20 protein-coding genes are annotated in these 19,968 nt (G+C 38.9%); 8 read left to right on the forward strand and 12 right to left on the reverse strand.

What is annotated here, in order from left to right; translation table 11 throughout:
• The gene (locus tag ACY2A0_RS04425; RefSeq protein WP_461788352.1) at nt 1-555 is read right to left on the reverse strand and encodes a DUF4136 domain-containing protein; all 555 of its coding nucleotides are present in this window, start codon (nt 553-555) and stop codon (nt 1-3) included.
• 176 nt (nt 556-731) lie between these two features.
• Here ACY2A0_RS04425 and ACY2A0_RS04430 point away from each other — a divergent pair, with 176 nt between their 5' ends.
• From ACY2A0_RS04430 to ACY2A0_RS04450, 5 genes are all read left to right on the forward strand, one after another.
• The gene (locus tag ACY2A0_RS04430) at nt 732-1,295 is read left to right on the forward strand and encodes an L-threonylcarbamoyladenylate synthase (protein WP_461791034.1); all 564 of its coding nucleotides are present in this window, start codon (nt 732-734) and stop codon (nt 1,293-1,295) included.
• A gap of 89 nt (nt 1,296-1,384) precedes the next feature.
• On the forward strand, nt 1,385-2,833 hold the full coding sequence (locus tag ACY2A0_RS04435) for a CCA tRNA nucleotidyltransferase (RefSeq protein WP_461788353.1): 1,449 nt from the start codon (nt 1,385-1,387) through the stop codon (nt 2,831-2,833).
• A gap of 160 nt (nt 2,834-2,993) precedes the next feature.
• A complete protein-coding gene (locus tag ACY2A0_RS04440; RefSeq protein WP_461788354.1) occupies nt 2,994-3,644 on the forward strand; it encodes an IS1096 element passenger TnpR family protein in 651 nt (216 codons plus the stop codon).
• A 74-nt stretch (nt 3,645-3,718) separates the two neighbouring features.
• On the forward strand, nt 3,719-4,618 hold the full coding sequence (gene miaA, locus ACY2A0_RS04445) for a tRNA (adenosine(37)-N6)-dimethylallyltransferase MiaA (protein WP_461788355.1): 900 nt from the start codon (nt 3,719-3,721) through the stop codon (nt 4,616-4,618).
• A 26-nt stretch (nt 4,619-4,644) separates the two neighbouring features.
• Entirely contained in the window at nt 4,645-5,709 is a 1,065-nt protein-coding gene (locus ACY2A0_RS04450) for an LLM class flavin-dependent oxidoreductase (protein ID WP_461788356.1), read from the forward strand.
• A gap of 67 nt (nt 5,710-5,776) precedes the next feature.
• Here ACY2A0_RS04450 and dnaA read toward each other — a convergent pair whose 3' ends face one another.
• The 3 genes from dnaA to ACY2A0_RS04465 form a co-directional block, all read right to left on the reverse strand.
• A complete protein-coding gene (gene dnaA / locus ACY2A0_RS04455) occupies nt 5,777-7,207 on the reverse strand; it encodes a chromosomal replication initiator protein DnaA (protein ID WP_113636394.1) in 1,431 nt (476 codons plus the stop codon).
• Nucleotides 7,208-7,401: 194 nt separating this feature from the next.
• On the reverse strand, nt 7,402-8,946 hold the full coding sequence (locus ACY2A0_RS04460) for an acyl-CoA mutase large subunit family protein (RefSeq protein WP_461788357.1): 1,545 nt from the start codon (nt 8,944-8,946) through the stop codon (nt 7,402-7,404).
• Between the two features lie 66 nt (nt 8,947-9,012).
• On the reverse strand, nt 9,013-9,543 hold the full coding sequence (locus ACY2A0_RS04465; RefSeq protein WP_461788358.1) for a DUF7935 family protein: 531 nt from the start codon (nt 9,541-9,543) through the stop codon (nt 9,013-9,015).
• A gap of 92 nt (nt 9,544-9,635) precedes the next feature.
• Between ACY2A0_RS04465 and ACY2A0_RS04470 the strand changes: the two genes are divergently transcribed.
• Together ACY2A0_RS04470 and ACY2A0_RS04475 are read left to right on the forward strand one after the other, a co-directional pair.
• Nucleotides 9,636-9,989 carry a HesB/IscA family protein gene (locus tag ACY2A0_RS04470; protein ID WP_461788359.1) on the forward strand — a complete coding sequence of 118 codons (354 nt, stop codon included), beginning with the start codon at nt 9,636-9,638 and terminating at the stop codon, nt 9,987-9,989.
• Between the two features lie 145 nt (nt 9,990-10,134).
• On the forward strand, nt 10,135-11,367 hold the full coding sequence (locus ACY2A0_RS04475; protein ID WP_461788360.1) for an ABC transporter permease: 1,233 nt from the start codon (nt 10,135-10,137) through the stop codon (nt 11,365-11,367).
• Between the two features lie 57 nt (nt 11,368-11,424).
• Here ACY2A0_RS04475 and ACY2A0_RS04480 read toward each other — a convergent pair whose 3' ends face one another.
• Genes ACY2A0_RS04480 through ACY2A0_RS04500 form a run of 5 tightly spaced genes read right to left on the reverse strand, consistent with a single transcriptional unit; the run spans nt 11,425 to nt 16,089 of the window.
• Nucleotides 11,425-12,162 (reverse strand): tyrosine-protein phosphatase, encoded by a 738-nt coding sequence (locus ACY2A0_RS04480; RefSeq protein WP_461791273.1) that lies wholly within the window; start codon nt 12,160-12,162, stop codon nt 11,425-11,427.
• A 40-nt stretch (nt 12,163-12,202) separates the two neighbouring features.
• Nucleotides 12,203-12,772 carry a hypothetical protein gene (locus ACY2A0_RS04485; protein ID WP_461788362.1) on the reverse strand — a complete coding sequence of 190 codons (570 nt, stop codon included), beginning with the start codon at nt 12,770-12,772 and terminating at the stop codon, nt 12,203-12,205.
• On the reverse strand, nt 12,772-13,788 hold the full coding sequence (gene galE / locus ACY2A0_RS04490; protein WP_461788363.1) for a UDP-glucose 4-epimerase GalE: 1,017 nt from the start codon (nt 13,786-13,788) through the stop codon (nt 12,772-12,774). The genes ACY2A0_RS04485 and galE overlap by 1 nt, the downstream gene beginning before the upstream one ends.
• Nucleotides 13,789-14,778 carry a UDP-glucuronic acid decarboxylase family protein gene (locus ACY2A0_RS04495; RefSeq protein WP_461788364.1) on the reverse strand — a complete coding sequence of 330 codons (990 nt, stop codon included), beginning with the start codon at nt 14,776-14,778 and terminating at the stop codon, nt 13,789-13,791. It lies immediately after the preceding gene.
• Nucleotides 14,779-16,089: a UDP-glucose dehydrogenase family protein gene (locus ACY2A0_RS04500; RefSeq protein ID WP_461788365.1), complete on the reverse strand. Its 1,311-nt coding sequence runs from the start codon at nt 16,087-16,089 to the stop codon at nt 14,779-14,781.
• A 66-nt stretch (nt 16,090-16,155) separates the two neighbouring features.
• Here ACY2A0_RS04500 and ACY2A0_RS04505 point away from each other — a divergent pair, with 66 nt between their 5' ends.
• A complete protein-coding gene (locus ACY2A0_RS04505) occupies nt 16,156-17,367 on the forward strand; it encodes a 3-deoxy-D-manno-octulosonic acid transferase (protein WP_461788366.1) in 1,212 nt (403 codons plus the stop codon).
• On the opposite strand, the gene ACY2A0_RS04510 is transcribed toward ACY2A0_RS04505, so the two are convergent.
• From ACY2A0_RS04510 to ACY2A0_RS04520, 3 genes are all read right to left on the reverse strand, one after another.
• Nucleotides 17,364-17,975: an HAD family hydrolase gene (locus ACY2A0_RS04510; protein ID WP_461788367.1), complete on the reverse strand. Its 612-nt coding sequence runs from the start codon at nt 17,973-17,975 to the stop codon at nt 17,364-17,366. The two genes, ACY2A0_RS04505 and ACY2A0_RS04510, sit on opposite strands and share 4 nt — an antisense overlap.
• Before the next feature lie 2 nt (nt 17,976-17,977).
• Complete coding sequence (hemH, locus tag ACY2A0_RS04515; protein WP_461788368.1) at nt 17,978-18,988, reverse strand: ferrochelatase; 1,011 nt, start codon at nt 18,986-18,988, stop codon at nt 17,978-17,980.
• Nucleotides 18,989-19,113: 125 nt separating this feature from the next.
• Nucleotides 19,114-19,962, reverse strand: a complete 849-nt coding sequence (locus tag ACY2A0_RS04520) for a 4-hydroxy-3-methylbut-2-enyl diphosphate reductase (RefSeq protein WP_461788369.1) — start codon at nt 19,960-19,962, stop codon at nt 19,114-19,116.
• Between the last annotated feature and the right edge of the window lie 6 nt (nt 19,963-19,968).

Below are 19,968 nucleotides of genomic sequence, written 5' to 3' on the forward strand. Positions count from 1 at the left end.
CTAGTTAGACTGAGGTGGATATTGCGCTAAAATTTCTTTCACCCCGATGGCAATTCTTTCTTCGCGATTTTTGAAATTATCTAAATTAAAGCCGCTGCCCCTACCATGCCAAACATGCATTTTCGTTTTAGGATCTAAAAAATCGATGATAAAGGTACCTTCTTCATATCGGTCTACATTATACATACCACCTCCCCAACCAGGTCCCCAGCCCCAACCCCAGCCGCCACGCCATCCCCAAGGACCACCGAAACCATTAGCGTAAACATCTGTTCTTTCGCGTTTAACTACAATCAAATTCACAAACAAATCTGGCTTATCAGCTTTTGTAAAGCCTTTCGCTTGCATTTCAGCATCAACGGCCGCCATCATTCGCTTCTTGTCTAATCCATTAACTGCAAGCTTTTCTAAGCCTTTATCGTAAAAATTGTAGGTTTTATAACTTTTAAAATTGCCTTCCTTATCAAAATCAGAAGCAACACGTAAAGTAGTAGTACATGCAGCAAGTAGTAGAACCACTACCAACACACTGCCCAATCTCTTCATCATATTCATAACGTTCGTATTTTTATGTGGTATGTCAACAAAATTATCAACGTAAATTTACTGATAAATATTTTCGACCTCACCCAATCAAAACACATCTAAAAGTCAAATTGTTACGCCAGAAAGTGTTAAAATAAATTAGATTTAAGAGCTAACGTATCAATGATTAATTTTGTCTCATGGCAATGAAAGAAGAAATCAACAAAACTTTAGAGATATTAAAAGCGGGTGGTGTAATTCTTTATCCTACCGATACAGTATGGGGTTTAGGTTGCGATGCTACCAATGCAGAAGCTGTCGCAAAAGTAAATGAAATTAAGGGCCGTGCTGCCGACAAAAGCTTAATTGTACTGCTTGATACCGACAATAAACTCCAAAGCTACGTTAACAATATTCCAGAAGTGGCCTACGATTTAATTGAGTACGCCGAAAAGCCACTAACCGTTGTTTTTTCGAATGCTAAAAATTTAGCTTCCAACGTAATTAATGCTGATGGAAGCGTGGGCATCAGAATTCCTAAACACGATTTCTGCCAGCAACTGATTCAACGTTTCCGCAAACCAATTGTGTCCACCTCTGCCAATATTAGCGGACAACCCACTCCGAAATTTTTCGATGAAATTAGTGAAGAAGTTAAGGCTGCAGTTGATTACATCGTAGAATTAGAGCAGGAAAACCATACGCCTAAACAGCCATCAACCATTGTTAAACTGGGCTCAGGCGGACAATTCGAATTCATTAGGAAATAGCTTCAAGCAACAGTATTTAACTATTTCCCAAATTTACTTTAAGCATTGCAGCAAAAGCATATTATGGGTTTTTTGTTAACTTTGTCCACATGCAAACCAATCCACAGGCTCACGATACTAAATCTCTATTACAAAAAATCAGTGCGCCTATTTTTAAAATTTTAGCCGATACCGCACAGCAAACTAACACCGAAATTTATGTTATAGGTGGGTTTGTAAGAGATATTTATTTGGAAAGGCCTTCTAAAGATATTGACGTAGTGGTACTAGGCAACGGAATTGCTTTTGCAGAAAAAGTTGGCCAAAAGTTAAAAACTAACGTAGCGGTTTTTAAAAATTTCGGCACTGCCATGTTAAAACATGCAGATTTAGAAGTTGAATTTGTAGGAGCTCGTAAAGAAAGCTACCGTGCTGATTCTCGTAAGCCAATAGTGGAAAACGGCACTTTGGAAGATGACCAGCTGAGGAGAGATTTTACCATCAATGCTTTGGCGATCTCTTTAAACAAGGATAACTGTGGTGATGTAGTAGATCCATTTAACGGCTTGGAGGATTTAGAAAACAAGCTGATCAGAACGCCGTTGGATCCAGTTGTTACTTTTTCGGATGACCCATTGCGCATGATGCGTGCCATCCGCTTTGCTACGCAGCTTGATTTTAAGATTGATGAAGCAGCTATTGAGGCCATCAAATCTCAAAAGGAGCGAATTAAAATTGTATCAAAGGAGCGCATCAGCGATGAGCTTAACAAAATCATCTTAGCTAAGAAACCTTCTATAGGTTTCAATTATCTTTTTGATACGGGTTTACTTGAACTGATTTTCCCTCAAATGGCGAAATTGTATGGGGTAGACATTGTTAAAGGAAGAGCGCATAAAGATAATTTTTACCACACCTTACAAGTGCTGGATAATATTTGCGAAACCACCGATGATTTATGGTTACGCTGGGCTGCCATTTTGCATGATATCGCCAAACCTGTAACCAAACGCTTTGAGGAGGGCCACGGGTGGACTTTTCACGGACATGAGGATAAAGGTGCACGTATGGTGCCACAAATTTTCTCACAACTTAAGCTGCCTTTAAATGAGAAGATGAAATTTGTGCAAAAGTTGGTACTACTGCATTTAAGGCCTATTGTACTGGCGCAAGATAAGATCACCGACTCGGCGGTAAGAAGGCTGTTATTTGAAGCTGGAGAAGACATTGAGGCGTTGATGTTACTTTGCAACGCCGATGTGACCACCAAGAACGAATACAAAATCAAAAAGTACCGCAACAACTTTGAATTGGTTAAGCAAAAACTAAAAGATGTTGAGGAACGCGACCAATTACGTAACTGGCAACCACCAATTAGCGGCAACGATATTATGCAAACTTTTGGACTAACGGCCGGCAAGGAAGTGGGATTACTAAAGAACGCAATTAGAGAAGCAATTTTAGAAGGAGATATCCAAAACAGCTACGATGAAGCTTTTGGTTTTATGCTTAAAAAAGCAGAAGAGCTAGGCCTAAAAGCAGTTAAGCAAAACGATTAACAAAATTGTTGCAACATACTCAAAACGAAAAATTTTCGAACATTTTTTGCGTTTTTTAGTTATGTGGGTAGCCTTGCAATAAACAACTTTGCAAAGCTACGGAGTTCAAAAATTATATTTTTTTCATATTTTTACAGCACAATAAAGCAGTTCATAGCAAATGGCAATTTATAGATTTAGGATTTCCTTTGAAGATTACGACGACATTAGCCGCGAGATAGATATTAAGAGCAATCAAACTTTCGAAGATTTGCATAGGGCCATACACCGCAGCACTGGATATGATGCGGATAAGTCTTCTTCATTTTATGTAAGTACAGATAACTGGATTAAAGGTGAAGAAATTGCCATCCATCCTAACCAACGCAAAATTGACAACGGCGTAACGTTAATGGAAAAGTCTAAATTGAGCAGTTTTATTGATGATCCACATCAGAAATTTTACTACATCTATAATTTTGACAGACCTTATGATTTTCATGTAGAACTCATCAAAATTATTTTAGACGCTGATCCGAAAATTGATTATCCATATTTGGTAAAAAGCGTGGGTGAAGCGCCAAAAATTATTGATAAAAGCAATATTGGAAGCTTTGCGGCAAGCACTACTGCCAATGACGATTTCGATTTCCTTAATGAAATGGATTTTGTTCCTGAAGATACAGATGAATTAGAAGCCATGGGCGGACGAGGAATTAATGCCGAAGAAACCCAAGAAAGCGACGAAGAGGAAGAACAGGAAGATGAATTTGGCGATGGCGAGGAAGATTATGGGAACGACGATTACGGCAACGATAAAGAAGACTACTAATCAACCCGTAAATTATCAAGCCAACTGATTAGTCAATTGCGCCTAATTCATTTCGAAACTCAAAGTTACGATTCATGAAAACTCTCATTGTGGTAGTAGGGCCAACAGCAATTGGCAAAACAGCATTGGCTATTGAACTTGCCCAACATTACCAAACTGAGATTATTTCTGCGGACTCCCGACAGTTTTTTAAGGAAATGAGCATTGGTACGGCAAAGCCTTCAGTGGAAGAACTTGCCGCCGCACCTCATCATTTTATAGGTTCCCATAGCGTTAATCAGTTTTTTAGCACCGGCGATTTTGAAGTTCAAGCGCTTGCATTAATGGAGCAGCTATTCCACCAGCACAATGTTTTGATCATGGTTGGCGGCTCTGGGTTGTACATTAATGCGGTGTGCAACGGATTAGATGACATGCCGGAAATTGACTTGAACATTCGTGAGCAGCTTAACCAACAATTTGCAACTGAAGGTATTGATTCCATTAGAAAACAGCTTGCAGAGCTGGATCCTGCATATTTCGAAAAAGTTGATCAGAGCAATCCGCAGCGCATGATTCGTGGGTTGGAAGTGGTGCTATCTACCGGGCAAAAGTTAAGTTCCTTTTTAACTTCCAATAAAAAACAACGTCCTTTTAACATCGTAAAGATTGGCTTAAATACGGATAGAGCTCAACTCTATGCTCAAATCAATCACCGTGTCGACAAAATGGTTGATTTAGGATTGATTGACGAAGTAAAATCGCTACTGCCTTATCGGGAACTCAATGCTTTAAAAACCGTTGGCTATTCGGAAATTTTCGATTACTTAGATGGCGCAACTGATTTAACCACCGCTATCGACAAAATAAAACAAAATACCCGCAGATTTGCCAAGCGCCAATTAACCTGGTTTAAAAAAGATTTGGATACTGTTTGGTTTGAATCAGGGAAAAACGAAGAAGTCATCCAATTCTTGGCTCAGCAAATTTCTTAACATACATCAAAAACTTTAAACCTGGCATGTTTTATCTTTGTAACAAAGAAAGGAAATACATGGAATTAGGTATTGGAATGTTCGGCGATTTACAAATTGATGCTAACGGCAAAGTACAATCGGCGCAACAACGTTTACAAGAAATAATAGAAGAAATTAAGTTGATGGACCAAGTTGGTCTGGATTTTTACGGCATTGGCGAACACCATAGACCTGACTATGCCGTATCAACTCCTGAAATTATATTGGCTGCAGCGGCAACAGTTACTAAAAACATCAAACTGGGCAGTGCGGTGTCGGTGCTAAGCTCATCTGACCCAGTAAGGCTTTACCAGAGTTTTGCTACTGTTGATTTAATTTCAAACGGCCGTGCTGAATTGATGGCGGGAAGAGGAAGCTTTATTGAATCATTCCCGTTGTACGGTTACAATTTAGGCGATTATGATGCTTTGTTTGATGAGAAGCTCAACCTTTTGGTAAAGATCAACCAGGAAGAAACCATCTCTTGGAAAGGCAAGTTTAGACCTGAGCTGAAAGATCAACAAATATTACCGAGAGCGGTAGACAATAACTTGAAAATGTGGGTTGCCGTTGGAGGAACACCTGCATCTGTAGTACGTGCCGGAAAATTAGGCTTACCAGTAATGTTTGCAATTATCGGTGGCAATCCAGCGCAGTTTCAACCATTGTTTGAGTATTATAAACAAGCTTACGAAGATGCAGGACATGATATGAACAAGTTTCAAGTTGGTGTACACATGCATGCTTTTTTTGGGGAAGAAAGCCAAGCAACAGCTGATTATTACTATCCTGTTTACTCGGCACAAATGGATAGGATTGGAAAATCGAGAGGATGGCCTCCGTTCCAACGTGGACAATATGACTTTGGCCGATCTAAACATGGGCACTTAATTATTGGCGATGCCAACGAAGCTGCAGAAAAAATCATTATGATGCATGAGCTATTCGGCTTAACCCGTTTTTCAGCTCATATGGATGTAGGCGCACCATCTCATGATCACATGATGAAATCTATAGAAATCTACGGAGAGAAAATTGCCCCGCAGGTGCGAAAAGCGATAGGAAAATAACATACCCAAAAACGAATAAGCCCCGATGAAATTTCACCGGGGCTTATTTGTATCATTTTATTGAAGATTAGCTCATTTTCAATTTTTTCTGAATGTCATTCACATAAGCCTTAAACTTCTTATCTGTCTCTATTAAATCTTCTACCGTTTGGCAAGCATAAATTACTGTAGAATGGTCTCTTCCGCCAAAAAATGCACCGATGGTTTTCAATGAAGATTTGGTATGGCTTTTAGACAAATACATCGAGATTTGACGAGCCTGTACAATTTCACGTTTACGAGTTTGTGATTTTACCATCTCAACCGGCACCTCAAAATATTCACAAACTAACTTTTGTATATATTCCATCGAAATTTCCTTCGATGTATTTTTTATAAAGTTCTTCAACATCTGTTTAGCTAACGCTAAATCGATGTCTTTCTTATTCAATGTAGATTGTGCCAACAAAGAAACCATTGCTCCTTCTAGCTCACGTACGTTATTGTCAATGTTATGCGCAACATACTCAACTACTTCGCCAGGCAATTCAATACCATCGGCATACATTTTCTTTTTAAGGATAGCTACACGAGTTTCCAAATCGGGCACCTGCAAATCAGCAGATAATCCCCATTTGAAACGGCTTAACAACCTTTCTTCCAAACCAGCCAAATCTTTAGGTGCTTTATCAGAAGTTAAGATAATTTGCTTTCCTGACTGGTGCAAATGGTTGAAAATGTGGAAGAAAATATCTTGCGTTTTCTCTTTTCCAGCAAAATTGTGTACATCATCCATAATGATTACATCCATTGCTTGATAGAAGTTTACAAAGTCATTAATGGTATTGTTTTTTAGCGAGTCAACAAATTGCTGACAGAATTTTTCGCATGAAACATAAATTACTAATTTATCAGGCAGGTTACGTTTAATTTCGTTACCAATAGCTTGAGCCAAGTGAGTTTTACCTAAACCAACACCTCCATATATCATTAAAGGATTAAATGAAGTACCGCCTGGTTTTGCTGCCACAGCATAACCTGCCGAACGAGCTAAACGGTTGCAATCTCCTTCAATGTAGTTGTCAAAAGTATAATTTGGGTTTAACTGAGGGTCTACATTAAGCTTCTTTAAACCCGGAATAATAAACGGGTTTTTGATGTCTTTATTAATAGCAACAGGAATAGGCATCGACTGCGATTTAGCTTCAGCTCCATTACCATTGGAAGGCATATTAGTAGTGTATGGCGACCCCGTGTTCGACGACTTGTCGACTACGATATTGTACTCCAATCTACCCTCGTCTCCGAGTTGCTTTTTTACGGTTTTTCTAAGTAAACCAACATAGTGTTCCTCAAGCCATTCGTAGAAAAATAAACTAGGTACCTGTATGGTTAAAACCTTGCCTTCTAACTTAAGGGCAGATATTGGCTCGAACCAAGTTTTGAAACTTTGATTCGGAATATTATCCTTAATAATTTGGAGACAGCTATTCCACACTTCGGTACAAGTTTTTTCCATATCGTTTCTATAATTTATTGGTTTACAGTCCTATTAAGTGCCATATGATAGTGCACTTTCGAGACTTCGAATATTCAAAAAATTATCAACATTCAGAATATTTTTTTGAATTATTTTGTAACTGCTTAAACTGCAATAGCATATACAAGCCTACCTCAATAATTAATGTTAATAACTATTTTTCCACATCAATTTTAGTACTCTCCAAACACTTCTCTTAAGCAATTTGCTATTTCTCCTAAGGTAGCATATTCTTCTACAGCAATCAATATAAAAGGCATTAAATTTTCTGTCCCTTTTGCTGCATTTTTTAATTCGTTTAAGGCCTTAGTTACTGCGGTATTATTACGTTGCTCCTTCAATTCCTGAAGTTTTGCTGTTTGTATGTTTCTTATCGTTTCATCAACCCTAAAAACATCGTCAAAGGCATCTTCCTTTTGCGTGAACTTATTTACACCAACAATAACGCGTTCGCCACTTTCAATTTCCTTTTGGTATTGATAAGATGCGTTCGCTATCTCCTGCTGTATGTAACCGTTCTCTATGGCATTAACTGATCCACCAATGGCGTCAATCTTGTCCAGATAAATATGTGCTGCCGCCTCAACCTCATCTGTTAACGTTTCTACAAAGTACGATCCTGCCAATGGATCTACCGTATCGGTAACGCCACTTTCAAATGCAATTACCTGTTGTGTGCGCAAAGCAATTTTTGCAGCAGCTTCGGTAGGTAATGATAACGCTTCATCGTAGCCATTGGTATGTAACGATTGTGTACCTCCTAAAACCGCAGCCAAAGCTTGGTTAGAAACCCTGATTACATTGTTAAGTGGCTGCTGCGCCGTAAGCGTTGAGCCGCCTGTTTGCGTATGGAAACGCAACATCATCGCTTTTTCATCGGTAGCACCCAAATCTTTCACAATTTTAGCCCACATTCTTCTTGCCGCTCTAAACTTGGCTATCTCTTCAAAAAAGTTGTTGTGGCAATTGAAGAAAAAAGACAATCGCTTTGCGAAGACGTTAATATCAAGTCCTTTTTGTAGGGCAGCATTAAGATATGCTTTACCGTTTGCCAAAGTAAATGCCAACTCCTGAACCGCCGTTGAACCAGCTTCACGAATGTGATATCCGGAAATAGAAATGGTATTCCACTTGGGAAGCTCCTTGCTACAATACTCAAAAATATCGGTGATGATCCGCATGGAAGGCTTCGGAGGATAGATATAGGTGCCTCTTGCAGCATATTCCTTTAAAATATCGTTCTGTATTGTTCCCGAAATTTGCTTCAGATCAGCCCCCTGCTTTTTAGCCAAGGCAATGTACATGGCTAGTAGAATAGATGCCGTGGCATTAATGGTCATTGAAGTGGTGATTTTTTGCAACTCAATCCCATCGAACAAAATTTCCATATCCTTTAATGAATCAATTGCGACACCAACCTTCCCTACCTCACCTTCGGCCATGTCGTCATCAGAATCGTAGCCAATTTGTGTAGGCAAATCAAAAGCAACTGACAAACCCATTGTACCTTGCGCTAAAAGGTAATGGTATCGTTTATTTGACTCCTCTGCTGTAGAAAAGCCCGCGTACTGGCGCATGGTCCACAAACGCCCTCTGTACATGTCTTTTTGGATACCTCTGGTGAAAGGAAAACTTCCTGGCTGTTCGTTATTTTCAGGTGCAGAGCTATAAACATCTTTAATTTCTATACCCGAAGTCGTATATCTTTTATCGCTCATTATTTGGTTATTTTTGGTTAGTAATTGTCGTTTCACAAATGAGGTAGCATCAGACAAACAAATCGGCTAAAACAGCTTTTGTATATCCTGTTTAATTAAACCCATTGTCAGTTCGTATGGATTTTCATCAATTTCGCTCATATAATGCAGCACTTTTTTACTCAGTTCTACTCCAGAAGCATCCGTTGGCAAGTTTTTAACCGCATTATTTACCATAGCAATCGTATCATCTTTTAATTTCCTGATTACATTCCAAGTAGCAGCTTCTAAATACAATTGTTGCGTAATGTTATGCTGAAACTCTGTTTTAATTTCGTTAACAGCCATTAACTGCAGTGCGCCAATTTCAATTCCTTGCTGGTGCAAGCGTAGCAACAAATTAGCGGGATTAATTCTGTCTACGAAAATGATCATACGCTCATGCGCCTGAAGGCGAAGTTGCAGCAGAGGAGTGTTATCATCGAGCATTGGCCTTTCACTATCACTTTGTTTAACCGTTTGTAATTGCTTACCAAACATATAATACACTACAATTGCGACGATCACGCCAGCGGTAGTCAAACTTGAAGCGTAAAGAAAATATTTACTTAAATCCATTTTAGTTTTGTTTATGCACCGTAATATTAGCCCTAACTACAGGCAAAAATGTACATAAATATTTATATTTGTTTGTCATAATTTTAAATAAGATGAGTAGCACAGTTGAAACAAGTTTTGCACCAGTATCCTTTACAGAAGGCGCAGTGAAAGAGCTTACAAAGCTTAAAGACCAACAGGAAATTGCAGATGATTTTGGATTACGCGTTGGTGTAGAAGGCGGCGGGTGTTCAGGAATGAACTACGTTTTGGGCTTCGACCAGAAAAAAGAAGGTGATCAGGAATTTGTGATTGATGGCATTAAGGTGTTTATGCACAAAGCTCATCAAATGTATCTATTGGGCATGCAAATTGACTGGCAAGATGGCCTAAATTCTAGAGGATTTACTTTTAATAATCCAAATGCAGCTAGCACATGCGGGTGCGGCACTAGTTTCTCGGTGTAATTAGCCTTAGCTGTAACAGCAATAAAACAAAATACTTTGTAACATTTAAAGAAGTCTCGTTGTCTTAACAGCGAGACTTTTTATTTAACCATAAGCCACGCTTTTATTACTATATTAGCAAAGCAAGCAATTATTATATCTAGGTATGACCTACACGGAAAACGTACGATTAGCAATGCAATCCATTAAAAGTAACCGTTTGCGTACTTTTTTAACTGCGTTGATTATTGCTATAGGTATATCTGCGCTAGTAGGCATATTAACTACCATTAAAGCTATTGAAAGGAAAATGACCGATGCTTTCTCAAGCATGGGCGCCAATTCTTTTACCATTAGAAATAGGGGAACTGGCATCCGGATTGGTGGATCAGGTGAACGACCGAAAAGTTACAAGCCAATTAGATATGAAGATGCGTTGAAATTCAAAGAAAGATCCAACACTCCCGGCGGAGTTTCTATCAGTGTATTTGCGAGTAACGGCGCTACGGTAAAATATGAGCAAGAAAAAACTAACCCTAACATTAATATTAGAGGCATAGATGAAAACGGATTGGCTGCACAAGGTTTAGAACTAGCGCAAGGCCGTAGTTTTAACGAAGCTGAATCGCTTAACGGACCAAATATTTGCGTAATTGGCTCTGAAATTGCAAAAACCTTGTTTAAAGATAACGTTGCACTGGATAAAATCATCACTGCCGGCAATAACAGATTAAGGGTAATTGGCGTACTTGCAGCTAAAGGCTCAAGCATGGGCGCCAGTATTGACAGGGCGGTTTATGTCCCTCTGTTTAAAGCTAAAGTGATTAACGCCAACAGTAACCCTTCCTACACTATTACGGTAATGGTACCTAGCGCCGATTTGGTTGACAACGTTATTGGAGAATCAACCTCAACTTTCAGAGCCATCCGAAAATTAAAAATTGGACAAGGCGATAATTTTGAAATCACCAAAAGCGATGCTGTTGCCCAAACTTTGATTAAAAACTTAGAAGTAGTTACTATTGGCGGCATGGCAATTGGCATTATTACGCTTCTTGGCGCTTCTATCGCTTTAATGAACATCATGTTGGTATCAGTAACTGAGCGTACCCGCGAAATTGGCATAAGGAAAGCCATAGGAGCTAATCCCTCGGTAATTAGAAAGCAATTTTTGATTGAAGCAATAGTTATTTGCTTGCTCGGAGGCATCCTCGGAATCTTACTTGGTATTGCCATAGGCAACATTGTTTCCATGTTTATGGGAGGAGGGTTCATTATCCCCTGGTTGTTTATTATGTTGGGCTTAGCGCTATGTATTACCGTGGGCATCCTTGCGGGTTATTATCCTGCGCAAAAAGCATCAAAATTAGATCCGGTAGAAGCTTTACGCTACGAATAAGCCACTTGGGCGTTTCAGCTGACTAACCTTAGATTGGCACATGTTATTTTGTAGCAGTTATAGCAACAGGTTGTTTAATTGACCTTGATTGATCAACTTTTCTACCCTACTGGTAAGCAAGCTATCATTTAGCGCTCTTGCGTGGCGCATATGGTGCATATCACTCCCTAAAAATGAAACACAGTGATGATCCACTAAACTTTCCGCGGCACTTTTCACTCCTTTACCATAATAACCTGTTAAAGAGATTGTGTTAAGTTGTAGAAAACAGCCATACTCCTTTATTTGCAAATAGTTTTCTATACTACCGTGATAATATGGATATCGTTCAGGATGGGCCAATACGGGATAAAAACCAGCATCTTGAATTCTAAAAAGCACATCAAGTAAGTTAGGGGGCTGATTGATGTACGAGAGTTCAAACAAAAGGTAATGATCGCCAAAACCTAAAACTTGTTTCTTTTCGAGCTTATTGATAAAAGTTTCATCGAGATAATACTCTGCTGCCGCTTCAACTTTTAAATCAATTTGATGTTGATGCAACGCTTCTTCCAAAACAGCCAAACCAGCTCGAATGCTATCTGGAGTATTCCGATAATAATCAGCCATTACATGCGGAGTAGCAATTACCTTCTTAAATCCTAACTCCACATATTTTCTCGCCATTGCAAGGGAAGCTTCCACATTTGGCGCACCATCGTCAATTCCCGGAATGATATGAGAGTGCATATCTGTTCTTATTGACGAAAAATCAATGCTAGGCTTTTTAGTACGGCTTTTAAATAATCCAAACACAAAGTGAAGTTAAAAAGTAAAAGTTAAATTATTCAACAAATCAGCCTACCTGCTTAGGCAATCCTAAGCTCAATGCGGTTTTCGAAATATAGCTATCGTAGATTTTCGAAAGAGCTTGGTTCATTTCTTCTCTCAAATCGAATTGCAAATCCTCATGCAGCTTTTCAAATTTACGTAGTAACACTTGCAGGGATTTCACAACATAATTAGCCAACAACTGCTCGTGATTTTTGGTTAAGGAATATACTTTATACCTAAACGTCATGGGCGACATTTTAAAGAGCATCAACTTCAATTCCAGCTCTTCTACATCGGCTTTAGTTACTTTGTAAAAATGATTGATTTGCTTAGTCAGCTTCCTCAACACCAACATGGCATCTTTAGCGCTAGTTTTAGGAGTGGCGTTTAGCTCTGTTAAGGTTTCGCTGATCTCATTTTTAATAAAAGCAACCCTATCCCTAAGGTTGCTTTCATCTTCCAATAATAAAAAATGTAAATGTTCGGTGAGCACTTTATCCTTAGCAACCAAGCGTAAAAGTAACTTATCTTTTTCCTTTACCGGCAGTGCTAAAATCTCTTTCTTTAAGTCCTTATGCTCACTAAGCTTCATTAAAATGGATTATCTTTTATATATTTTTCCCACTCCCAAGCCGAACGCATCATTTCATTTAAATCAAGCTCCGTTTGCCATCCCAAAACATTTTTAGATTTAGTTACGTCGCCATAAATTTTTTCGATATCGCCTTCTCTTCGTGGCGCAATTTTATAATTCAATTTTTCGCCCGTAGATTCTTCAAAAGCATTGATAATCTCTAATACAGATGAACCTTTTCCAGTACCAAGATTAAATACATCATAACCATCAACCTTACCTTCCTCTAGTCTTTTGATTGCCGCAACATGAGCTTTTGCCAAATCAACTACATGAATGTAATCACGTATTGCTGAACCATCAGCAGTATCATAATCGTCTCCAAAAACTTGAATTGGTCCTCGTTTACCAATAGCTGACTGCGTAATAAATGGCACTAAATTTTGTGGAACACCGTTTGGCAGCTCTCCAATTAATGCAGTATGATGTGCCCCTACCGGATTAAAATAACGCAAGGCGATTACATTTAAGCCTGAGGTTGCCTTAGCAGTTTCTACCAATATTTCTTCCGCTATTTGTTTAGTATTACCATACGGAGATTCTGCTTTTTTTACTGGACTGTCTTCTGTTACTGGCAGCTGATCTGGTTGTCCGTAAACCGTACAGGATGATGAAAAAACAAAGTTCGTTTTAGGGTACGCAGTTAACAGGTTGATCAAACTATAGAAGTTGTTCCTGTAATATTTCAGGGGTTGCTCCACTGATTCTCCAACCGCTTTGTAAGCAGCAAAATGGATAATTCCTGAGATATCCTGGTTTTTTTCAGCAAACAAATCTACGGCAGAGCTATCCTGTAAATCTAACTCCACAAACTCATGCCTTTTGCCGGTAATTTGCTCCAACTGATCTAATATTTTGATATTAGAATTGGAAAGGTTGTCCACGATAATTACTTCGTAGCCAGCCTCGTGAAGCTCTACCACGGTATGCGAACCGATATATCCAGTTCCTCCGGTAACTAATATTTTTGACATTTATTTATTGTACGTAGTGAAATCTTTATGCTCTATTTTAGCCAATGCTTCTGGCGACAACGACCTAAAATAGTCGTAAGTAATCTTTAAACCCTCTGCCCTATTTACTTTAGGCTCCCACTTCAACAACTCTTTAGCTTTAGTGATATCAGGCCTGCGTTGCTTAGGATCATCTTGAGGTAGCGGTTTATAAACGATTTTTTGATCAGTACCTGTTAGTTTAATAATCTCTTCACAAAACTGTTTAATGGTAATTTCGTCCGGATTACCGATGTTAACTGGCGACGCATATTCTGAGTGCAATAAGCGATAAATTCCCTCTATCAAATCATCTACATAGCAAAACGATCGCGTTTGGCTACCATCACCAAAAACCGTCAGATCTTCTCCTCGTAAAGCTTGACCAATAAATGCCGGCAATACTCTTCCGTCATTCAGTCGCATACGCGGACCATAGGTGTTAAATATACGCACAATTCGTGTTTCAACTCCATGAAAAGTGTGATAAGCCATCGTAATTGCTTCTTGAAAACGTTTTGCTTCATCATACACCCCACGAGGACCAACCGGATTTACGTTGCCCCAATATTCTTCAGGCTGAGGATTCACATTAGGATCACCATATACTTCCGAGGTGGAAGCAATTAGCATCCTCGCTCCTTTAGCTTTTGCTAAACCCAGCAAATTATGCGTACCTAAAGAGCCTACTTTTAAGGTCTGAATAGGAATCTTTAAATAATCGATAGGGCTGGCTGGCGATGCAAAGTGTAAAATGTAATCTAATTTACCCGGAACATGCACAAACTTAGAAACATCATGATTATAAAACTCAAAGTTCTCGAGCTTAAATAGATGTTCGATATTAGCTAAATCACCTGTAATTAGGTTATCCATGCCAATTACATGGCAATCTTCTTTAATAAATCTATCGCACAGGTGTGAGCCCAAAAATCCGGCGGCTCCTGTAATTAAAACTCTCTTACGCTCCATTTAGCTAATAATTTTACGGCCAATACTGTTATAATAATACCCTAAATCGACCATCTTTTGCAGATCGAAGAGGTTACGGCCGTCAAACACTACTTTATTCTTCAGCACTTCCTCCATTTTCTCGAAATCAGGATTACGGAACACCGACCACTCCGTTGCGATCAACAAGGCGTCCGCACCTTCCAAAGCTTCATATTGATCGCTTGCATATTTAATTTTATCACCAAGTAACACTCTTACATTTTCAATCGCCTCTGGATCAAATGCCACAACTTCAGCTCCAGCTTCAATTAAATCCTTGATGATGTATAAAGCTGGTGCTTCTCTAATGTCATCGGTTTCAGGTTTAAATGCTAATCCCCAAAGCGCAAATTTTTTGCCTTTGATATCGCCTTTGTAGTATTTTAAAACCTTATCGGTTAGTACTGTCTTTTGTTTTTCGTTCACTTCCATTACCGACTTTAGAATCTTAAAATCGTAATCATGCTCAACTGCAGCTTTCTCTAATGCTTGTACATCTTTAGGAAAACAGCTACCACCATAACCAATGCCTGGAAATAAAAATCTTTTACCTATCCTATCATCTGAGCCAATTCCTTTACGCACCATATCTACATCGGCACCTACGATTTCGCACAAATTAGCGATCTCGTTCATAAAAGTGATTTTTGTTGCCAAGAAAGAATTTGCAGCATATTTAGTTAATTCCGAAGAACGCTCATCCATAAAATAAATTGGATTACCTTGGCGCACGTAAGGTGCATACAATTCGCCCATTAGCTTCATTGCTTTTTCACTTCTAGTGCCAATCACTACGCGATCAGGCTTCATGAAGTCATCAACCGCAACGCCTTCACGTAAAAATTCAGGGTTAGAAACCACATCTACTTCTACGCTAGTGTGTTCTTTGAAAACTGCCGCAACTTTATCAGCAGTACCTACTGGCACAGTTGATTTGTTTACAATCACCTTGTATTCGGTGATGAGTTTAGAGATATCTTTAGCAGCGCCAAGGATATACGAAAGATCTGCTGCGCCGTCACCACCTGGAGGAGTAGGAAGTGCCATAAAAATAATCTGTGCTTCTTTTATACCCTCAGCTAAGTTAGTAGTAAATGACAAACGGCCCTGTGCGATGTTACGGTGAAAAAGTACGTCAAGACCAGGCTCATAAATAGGCAATTGCCCTGCCTTCATTTTGTTCACTTTCTCCTCAACTATATCTACACAAATTACGTTATTTCCGGTTTCTGCCAAGCAAGTTCCAGTTACCAAACCTACGTAACCCGTGCCAATTACTGCTATCTTCATATATTTTTAGCGTGTTTTTAACATTAATATCTATCTTCGAGCGAAGATAATAAATTATCAAGCAAAATGCATTGGCTTTACAATATTAGTATATTAATTTATGGCCTATTAATCAGATTAGTAGCTCTATTTAATGCGAAGGCTAAGCTGTTTGTAAAAGGTAGGAACGGTATTTTTGAGCTCATTTCATCAAAAGTTGATGCTCATAGCCAACCGATTTGGTTTCACTTTGCAAGCTTAGGGGAGTTTGAACAAGGCCGACCTATTTTAGAGAAAATCAAACAATTATCTCCCGAAGAAAAAATCGTTATTACTTTTTTCTCCCCTTCTGGTTACGAGATTAGGAAAAACTTTGCTTTGGCCGATGGAATCTTCTACCTCCCTCTTGACACGCCCGCCAATGCAAAAAAATTTCTCGACTTGGTGCATCCTAAAATGGCCATTTTTACTAAATATGAGTTTTGGCCAAATTATTTTAAGGCACTATCATCTAAGCAAATTCCGTTATACATAGTTTCAGGTATTTTTAGGCCAACCCAAGTTTTTTTTAAGTGGTACGGTGGATTTTACCGCAAGGTTTTAAAATCTGTGAGCCATTTTTTTGTGCAAAACGAAGAGAGTGCCCAATTGCTGAAAACCATTTCATTAACCAATGTTGATATAAGCGGTGATACCCGATTTGACAGGGTGTACGAGAATGCTCAAGCGCCCAAGCAGCTTCCTACAATAGCTGCATTTTGTGAACATCAACCTGTACTTATAGCGGGCAGCACCTGGCCTGCAGATGAAAAAATATTAGTAGAACTGGCCGCTGAAAATCCCGAATGGAAGTTGGTAATAGCGCCACATGAAGTACATCCTTCGCATATTGCTGAAATAGAACGTCTTTTCCCCGAAAGCGTAAAGTTTTCGACATTAGAAATGTCTAGTACAAATAAACAACCTAAAACATTGATAATTGACAATATTGGCATGCTATCTTCCCTATATCAATATGGAAAAGTAGCTTATATTGGCGGAGGATTTGGCGCAGGAATACACAACACGTTGGAAGCAGCCGCTTTTTCATTGCCAGTTATCTTTGGGCCGAATTATCAAAAATTTCAGGAAGCAAAAGACCTGATCCAACTAGGTGCTGCGCAAAGCATAGCTAATGCGAATGAATTGACTGCTGCCTTTGAACTTTTTAAGCAAAGCGAATCCGGTAAAATTGCTGGAGCGTATGTTGCCAATAAAAAAGGAGCTACTGAGATGATTATTGCTAAGATACTGGCTTAGATTTTATCCACCCTCACCCAATCCATGCCAGCAGCAATGGCTCCTTGCACACCAAGTGCTGCATCTTCAAAAACAATACATTTTTTGGGATTAACGCCTAAAGCTTCTGCGGCGGCTAAGAAAGGGTCCGGTGCTGGTTTACCTTTTTCAGTTTCTCCAGCGCAAACCATCACATCAATCAAATCTATTAATCCCAACACAGTTAGCGTTTTTGTCACTGTTTTTCTACTGCCTCCCGAAACCACAGCAATTTTGACTTTACCTACATGATTTTTCAAGTGTTCGGCAACGTAAGAAATAGGCTGCGTTTGTTCAATATACTTATCAATAAATATTTGTGATTTTTCGGCAGCAAAACTATCGGGCAAATCAACACCGTATCTCTTTGTAATCTCCTTAGCAAATAAAGCAGTTGGCACTCCCGCAAATTCATCTACCATTTCATGGTCTAAAGCAACACCATAACGTGCCGCCACTTCTTCGTAGGCTAATTTGTGCGCCAACATATTATCAGCCAAAGTGCCATCGCAATCGTAGAGAAAAGCGTCGTATTTATCGGCTGTTCTGCTGGTAAGGTATTCTAGTTTTTCTAAATGTTTATCGTCCATTATTATTTCGACATTTCTACTAACGCCTCAATAAATCTAGGGTCGTCATTTAAACTTTCCACTAACTGTACATGCTCGCCACCAAGTTCTTTAAACTCCTCGTTATATTCAACTGTAATTTCGTAAAGGGTTTCTAAGCAATCAGCCACAAAAGCCGGGCTGAATACTAACAAGCGTTTTTTACCTTCTTCAGCTAGTTTTTTAAGCACATCTGTGGTATAAGGCTGTATCCAAGGTTCTTTACCTAAACGAGATTGGTAGCATACCGAATAATTTTCTCTTGCCAAACCCAGTTTTTGAGCTAAGAGCTTAGCCGTATGATGACACTGTGCCGAATAGCAAAATTTATTAGCATCGTTATAGTTATCGCAACAGTTGTTAACTTTTAAGCAATATTTTCCGGTATGATCAGATTTGGTCATTTGCCTTTGCGGCAAACCATGGAAACTGAAAAGCACGTGATCGTAATTTTCAACACCGTGTTTTTTTGCATTATCAGCAAAAATCTCCAGCATCAATTCGTTATCATGAAAAGAGTTAACAAAAGAAACTGGCGGAATAGTTGGCCATTTGCTCAATAACTCCATTACTAACTGGAGAACCGAGCCTGTACTTGCGGAAGCATATTGCGGAAATAATGGAATTACTTTGATGCTATTTACCAAGCCTTTTTTAAGCTTATCTAATGCTTGCTCTATGGATGGATTTTGGTAACGCATAGCCAACTCCACTTGATACTCGTTGCCAAGTTTTTCTTGCAACATTTTAGCCTGCAGTTCGCTATAATAAAGTAATGGCGATCCATTTTCGTTCCAAATTTCTTTATAGAGTTTGGAAGTTTTTGGACTACGGAACGGCACGATAATGCCTTTTACCAATAGGGTTCTATTTAATTTAGGGATATCTATCACCCGTTCGTCCATCAAAAATTGATCAAGATATTTTCTTACATCTTTAACCTCAGGACTATCTGGCGTGCCCAGATTGACTAGCAATATACCTTTCTTAGCCATTAATTTCTTATTTGCCGCAAATATACGCCGATTTACCGTTTTAGAAGTACGATTTTAGATTTTAGACAGAAAGCAGACAGAACCAGAGTCAGTTTACAGTTTACAGTCGCAGAACAATGGGGCTATTATAAATGTTCCAACGCTGTTTTCACTTGCTCCATTAGCCACATTGGCGTAGAGGTAGCTCCACAAATACCCACTTTATCATTAGGTTGGAACCAGCTTTGATCAAGTTCCTCTACATTAGAAATGAAATAGGAATTATCGTTGTATTTTTTGCAAACATCGTAAAGCACTTTCCCGTTTGATGATTTTTTACCAGAAACGAACACAATCCTATCAAAATCACTTACGAATTTTTCCAACTCTTCATATCTGTTAGATACTTGTCTGCAAATGGTATCGTTAGCTTTTACCTCATAACCTCTGTTGATCAGTTCTTCTTTAATTTGATAGAACTTATCTACACTTTTGGTAGTTTGACTGTATAACGTAAATTTATTCGGAAGTTCTACATTATCGAGCTCAGCAATGTCCATAAATACTTTAGCCTTACCATCCGTTTGACCTTGCAATCCAATTACTTCGGCATGGCCATGTTTACCAAAAATAAGGATCTGCTCGCCGTCGTCATGTGAGTTTTTAATGCGGTTTTGCAGCTTTAACACCACCGGACATGAAGCGTCAATTAAAGTTAAATTATTGTTCAGCGCTAGCTCGTAAGTGGAAGGTGCTTCGCCATGCGCTCTAATTAGTACTTTTTCATTGGAAAGTTCTTTTAATTGATCATGATCAATGATGCGTAAACCTTTTGCTTTTAGCCGTTCTACTTCTTCATCGTTATGTACAATATCGCCTAAGCAATACAAATATTCTTCTTGATCCAGAATATCCTCGGCCATATCAATGGCGTAAACAACGCCAAAACAAAAGCCCGATGATTTATCAATAGTAACGTTTAAATTGTAGCTCATAATACC

This window comes from Pedobacter sp. (assembly GCF_965249885.1).
In the GTDB taxonomy this organism is placed as follows: domain Bacteria; phylum Bacteroidota; class Bacteroidia; order Sphingobacteriales; family Sphingobacteriaceae; genus Pedobacter.

What these genes read in the sequence shown, in the direction of transcription:
- ACY2A0_RS04425 (WP_461788352.1), bottom strand. Translation starts at nt 555, where the DNA reads ATGAATATGATGAAGAGATTGGGCAGTGTGTTGGTAGTGGTTCTACTA.
- ACY2A0_RS04430 (WP_461791034.1), top strand. Translation starts at nt 732, where the DNA reads ATGAAAGAAGAAATCAACAAAACTTTAGAGATATTAAAAGCGGGTGGT.
- ACY2A0_RS04435 (WP_461788353.1), top strand. Translation starts at nt 1,385, where the DNA reads ATGCAAACCAATCCACAGGCTCACGATACTAAATCTCTATTACAAAAA.
- ACY2A0_RS04440 (WP_461788354.1), top strand. Translation starts at nt 2,994, where the DNA reads ATGGCAATTTATAGATTTAGGATTTCCTTTGAAGATTACGACGACATT.
- miaA (WP_461788355.1), top strand. Translation starts at nt 3,719, where the DNA reads ATGAAAACTCTCATTGTGGTAGTAGGGCCAACAGCAATTGGCAAAACA.
- ACY2A0_RS04450 (WP_461788356.1), top strand. Translation starts at nt 4,645, where the DNA reads ATGTTTTATCTTTGTAACAAAGAAAGGAAATACATGGAATTAGGTATT.
- dnaA (WP_113636394.1), bottom strand. Translation starts at nt 7,207, where the DNA reads ATGGAAAAAACTTGTACCGAAGTGTGGAATAGCTGTCTCCAAATTATT.
- ACY2A0_RS04460 (WP_461788357.1), bottom strand. Translation starts at nt 8,946, where the DNA reads ATGAGCGATAAAAGATATACGACTTCGGGTATAGAAATTAAAGATGTT.
- ACY2A0_RS04465 (WP_461788358.1), bottom strand. Translation starts at nt 9,543, where the DNA reads ATGGATTTAAGTAAATATTTTCTTTACGCTTCAAGTTTGACTACCGCT.
- ACY2A0_RS04470 (WP_461788359.1), top strand. Translation starts at nt 9,636, where the DNA reads ATGAGTAGCACAGTTGAAACAAGTTTTGCACCAGTATCCTTTACAGAA.
- ACY2A0_RS04475 (WP_461788360.1), top strand. Translation starts at nt 10,135, where the DNA reads ATGACCTACACGGAAAACGTACGATTAGCAATGCAATCCATTAAAAGT.
- ACY2A0_RS04485 (WP_461788362.1), bottom strand. Translation starts at nt 12,772, where the DNA reads ATGAAGCTTAGTGAGCATAAGGACTTAAAGAAAGAGATTTTAGCACTG.
- galE (WP_461788363.1), bottom strand. Translation starts at nt 13,788, where the DNA reads ATGTCAAAAATATTAGTTACCGGAGGAACTGGATATATCGGTTCGCAT.
- ACY2A0_RS04495 (WP_461788364.1), bottom strand. Translation starts at nt 14,778, where the DNA reads ATGGAGCGTAAGAGAGTTTTAATTACAGGAGCCGCCGGATTTTTGGGC.
- ACY2A0_RS04500 (WP_461788365.1), bottom strand. Translation starts at nt 16,089, where the DNA reads ATGAAGATAGCAGTAATTGGCACGGGTTACGTAGGTTTGGTAACTGGA.
- ACY2A0_RS04505 (WP_461788366.1), top strand. Translation starts at nt 16,156, where the DNA reads ATGCATTGGCTTTACAATATTAGTATATTAATTTATGGCCTATTAATC.
- ACY2A0_RS04510 (WP_461788367.1), bottom strand. Translation starts at nt 17,975, where the DNA reads ATGGACGATAAACATTTAGAAAAACTAGAATACCTTACCAGCAGAACA.
- hemH (WP_461788368.1), bottom strand. Translation starts at nt 18,988, where the DNA reads ATGGCTAAGAAAGGTATATTGCTAGTCAATCTGGGCACGCCAGATAGT.
- ACY2A0_RS04520 (WP_461788369.1), bottom strand. Translation starts at nt 19,962, where the DNA reads ATGAGCTACAATTTAAACGTTACTATTGATAAATCATCGGGCTTTTGT.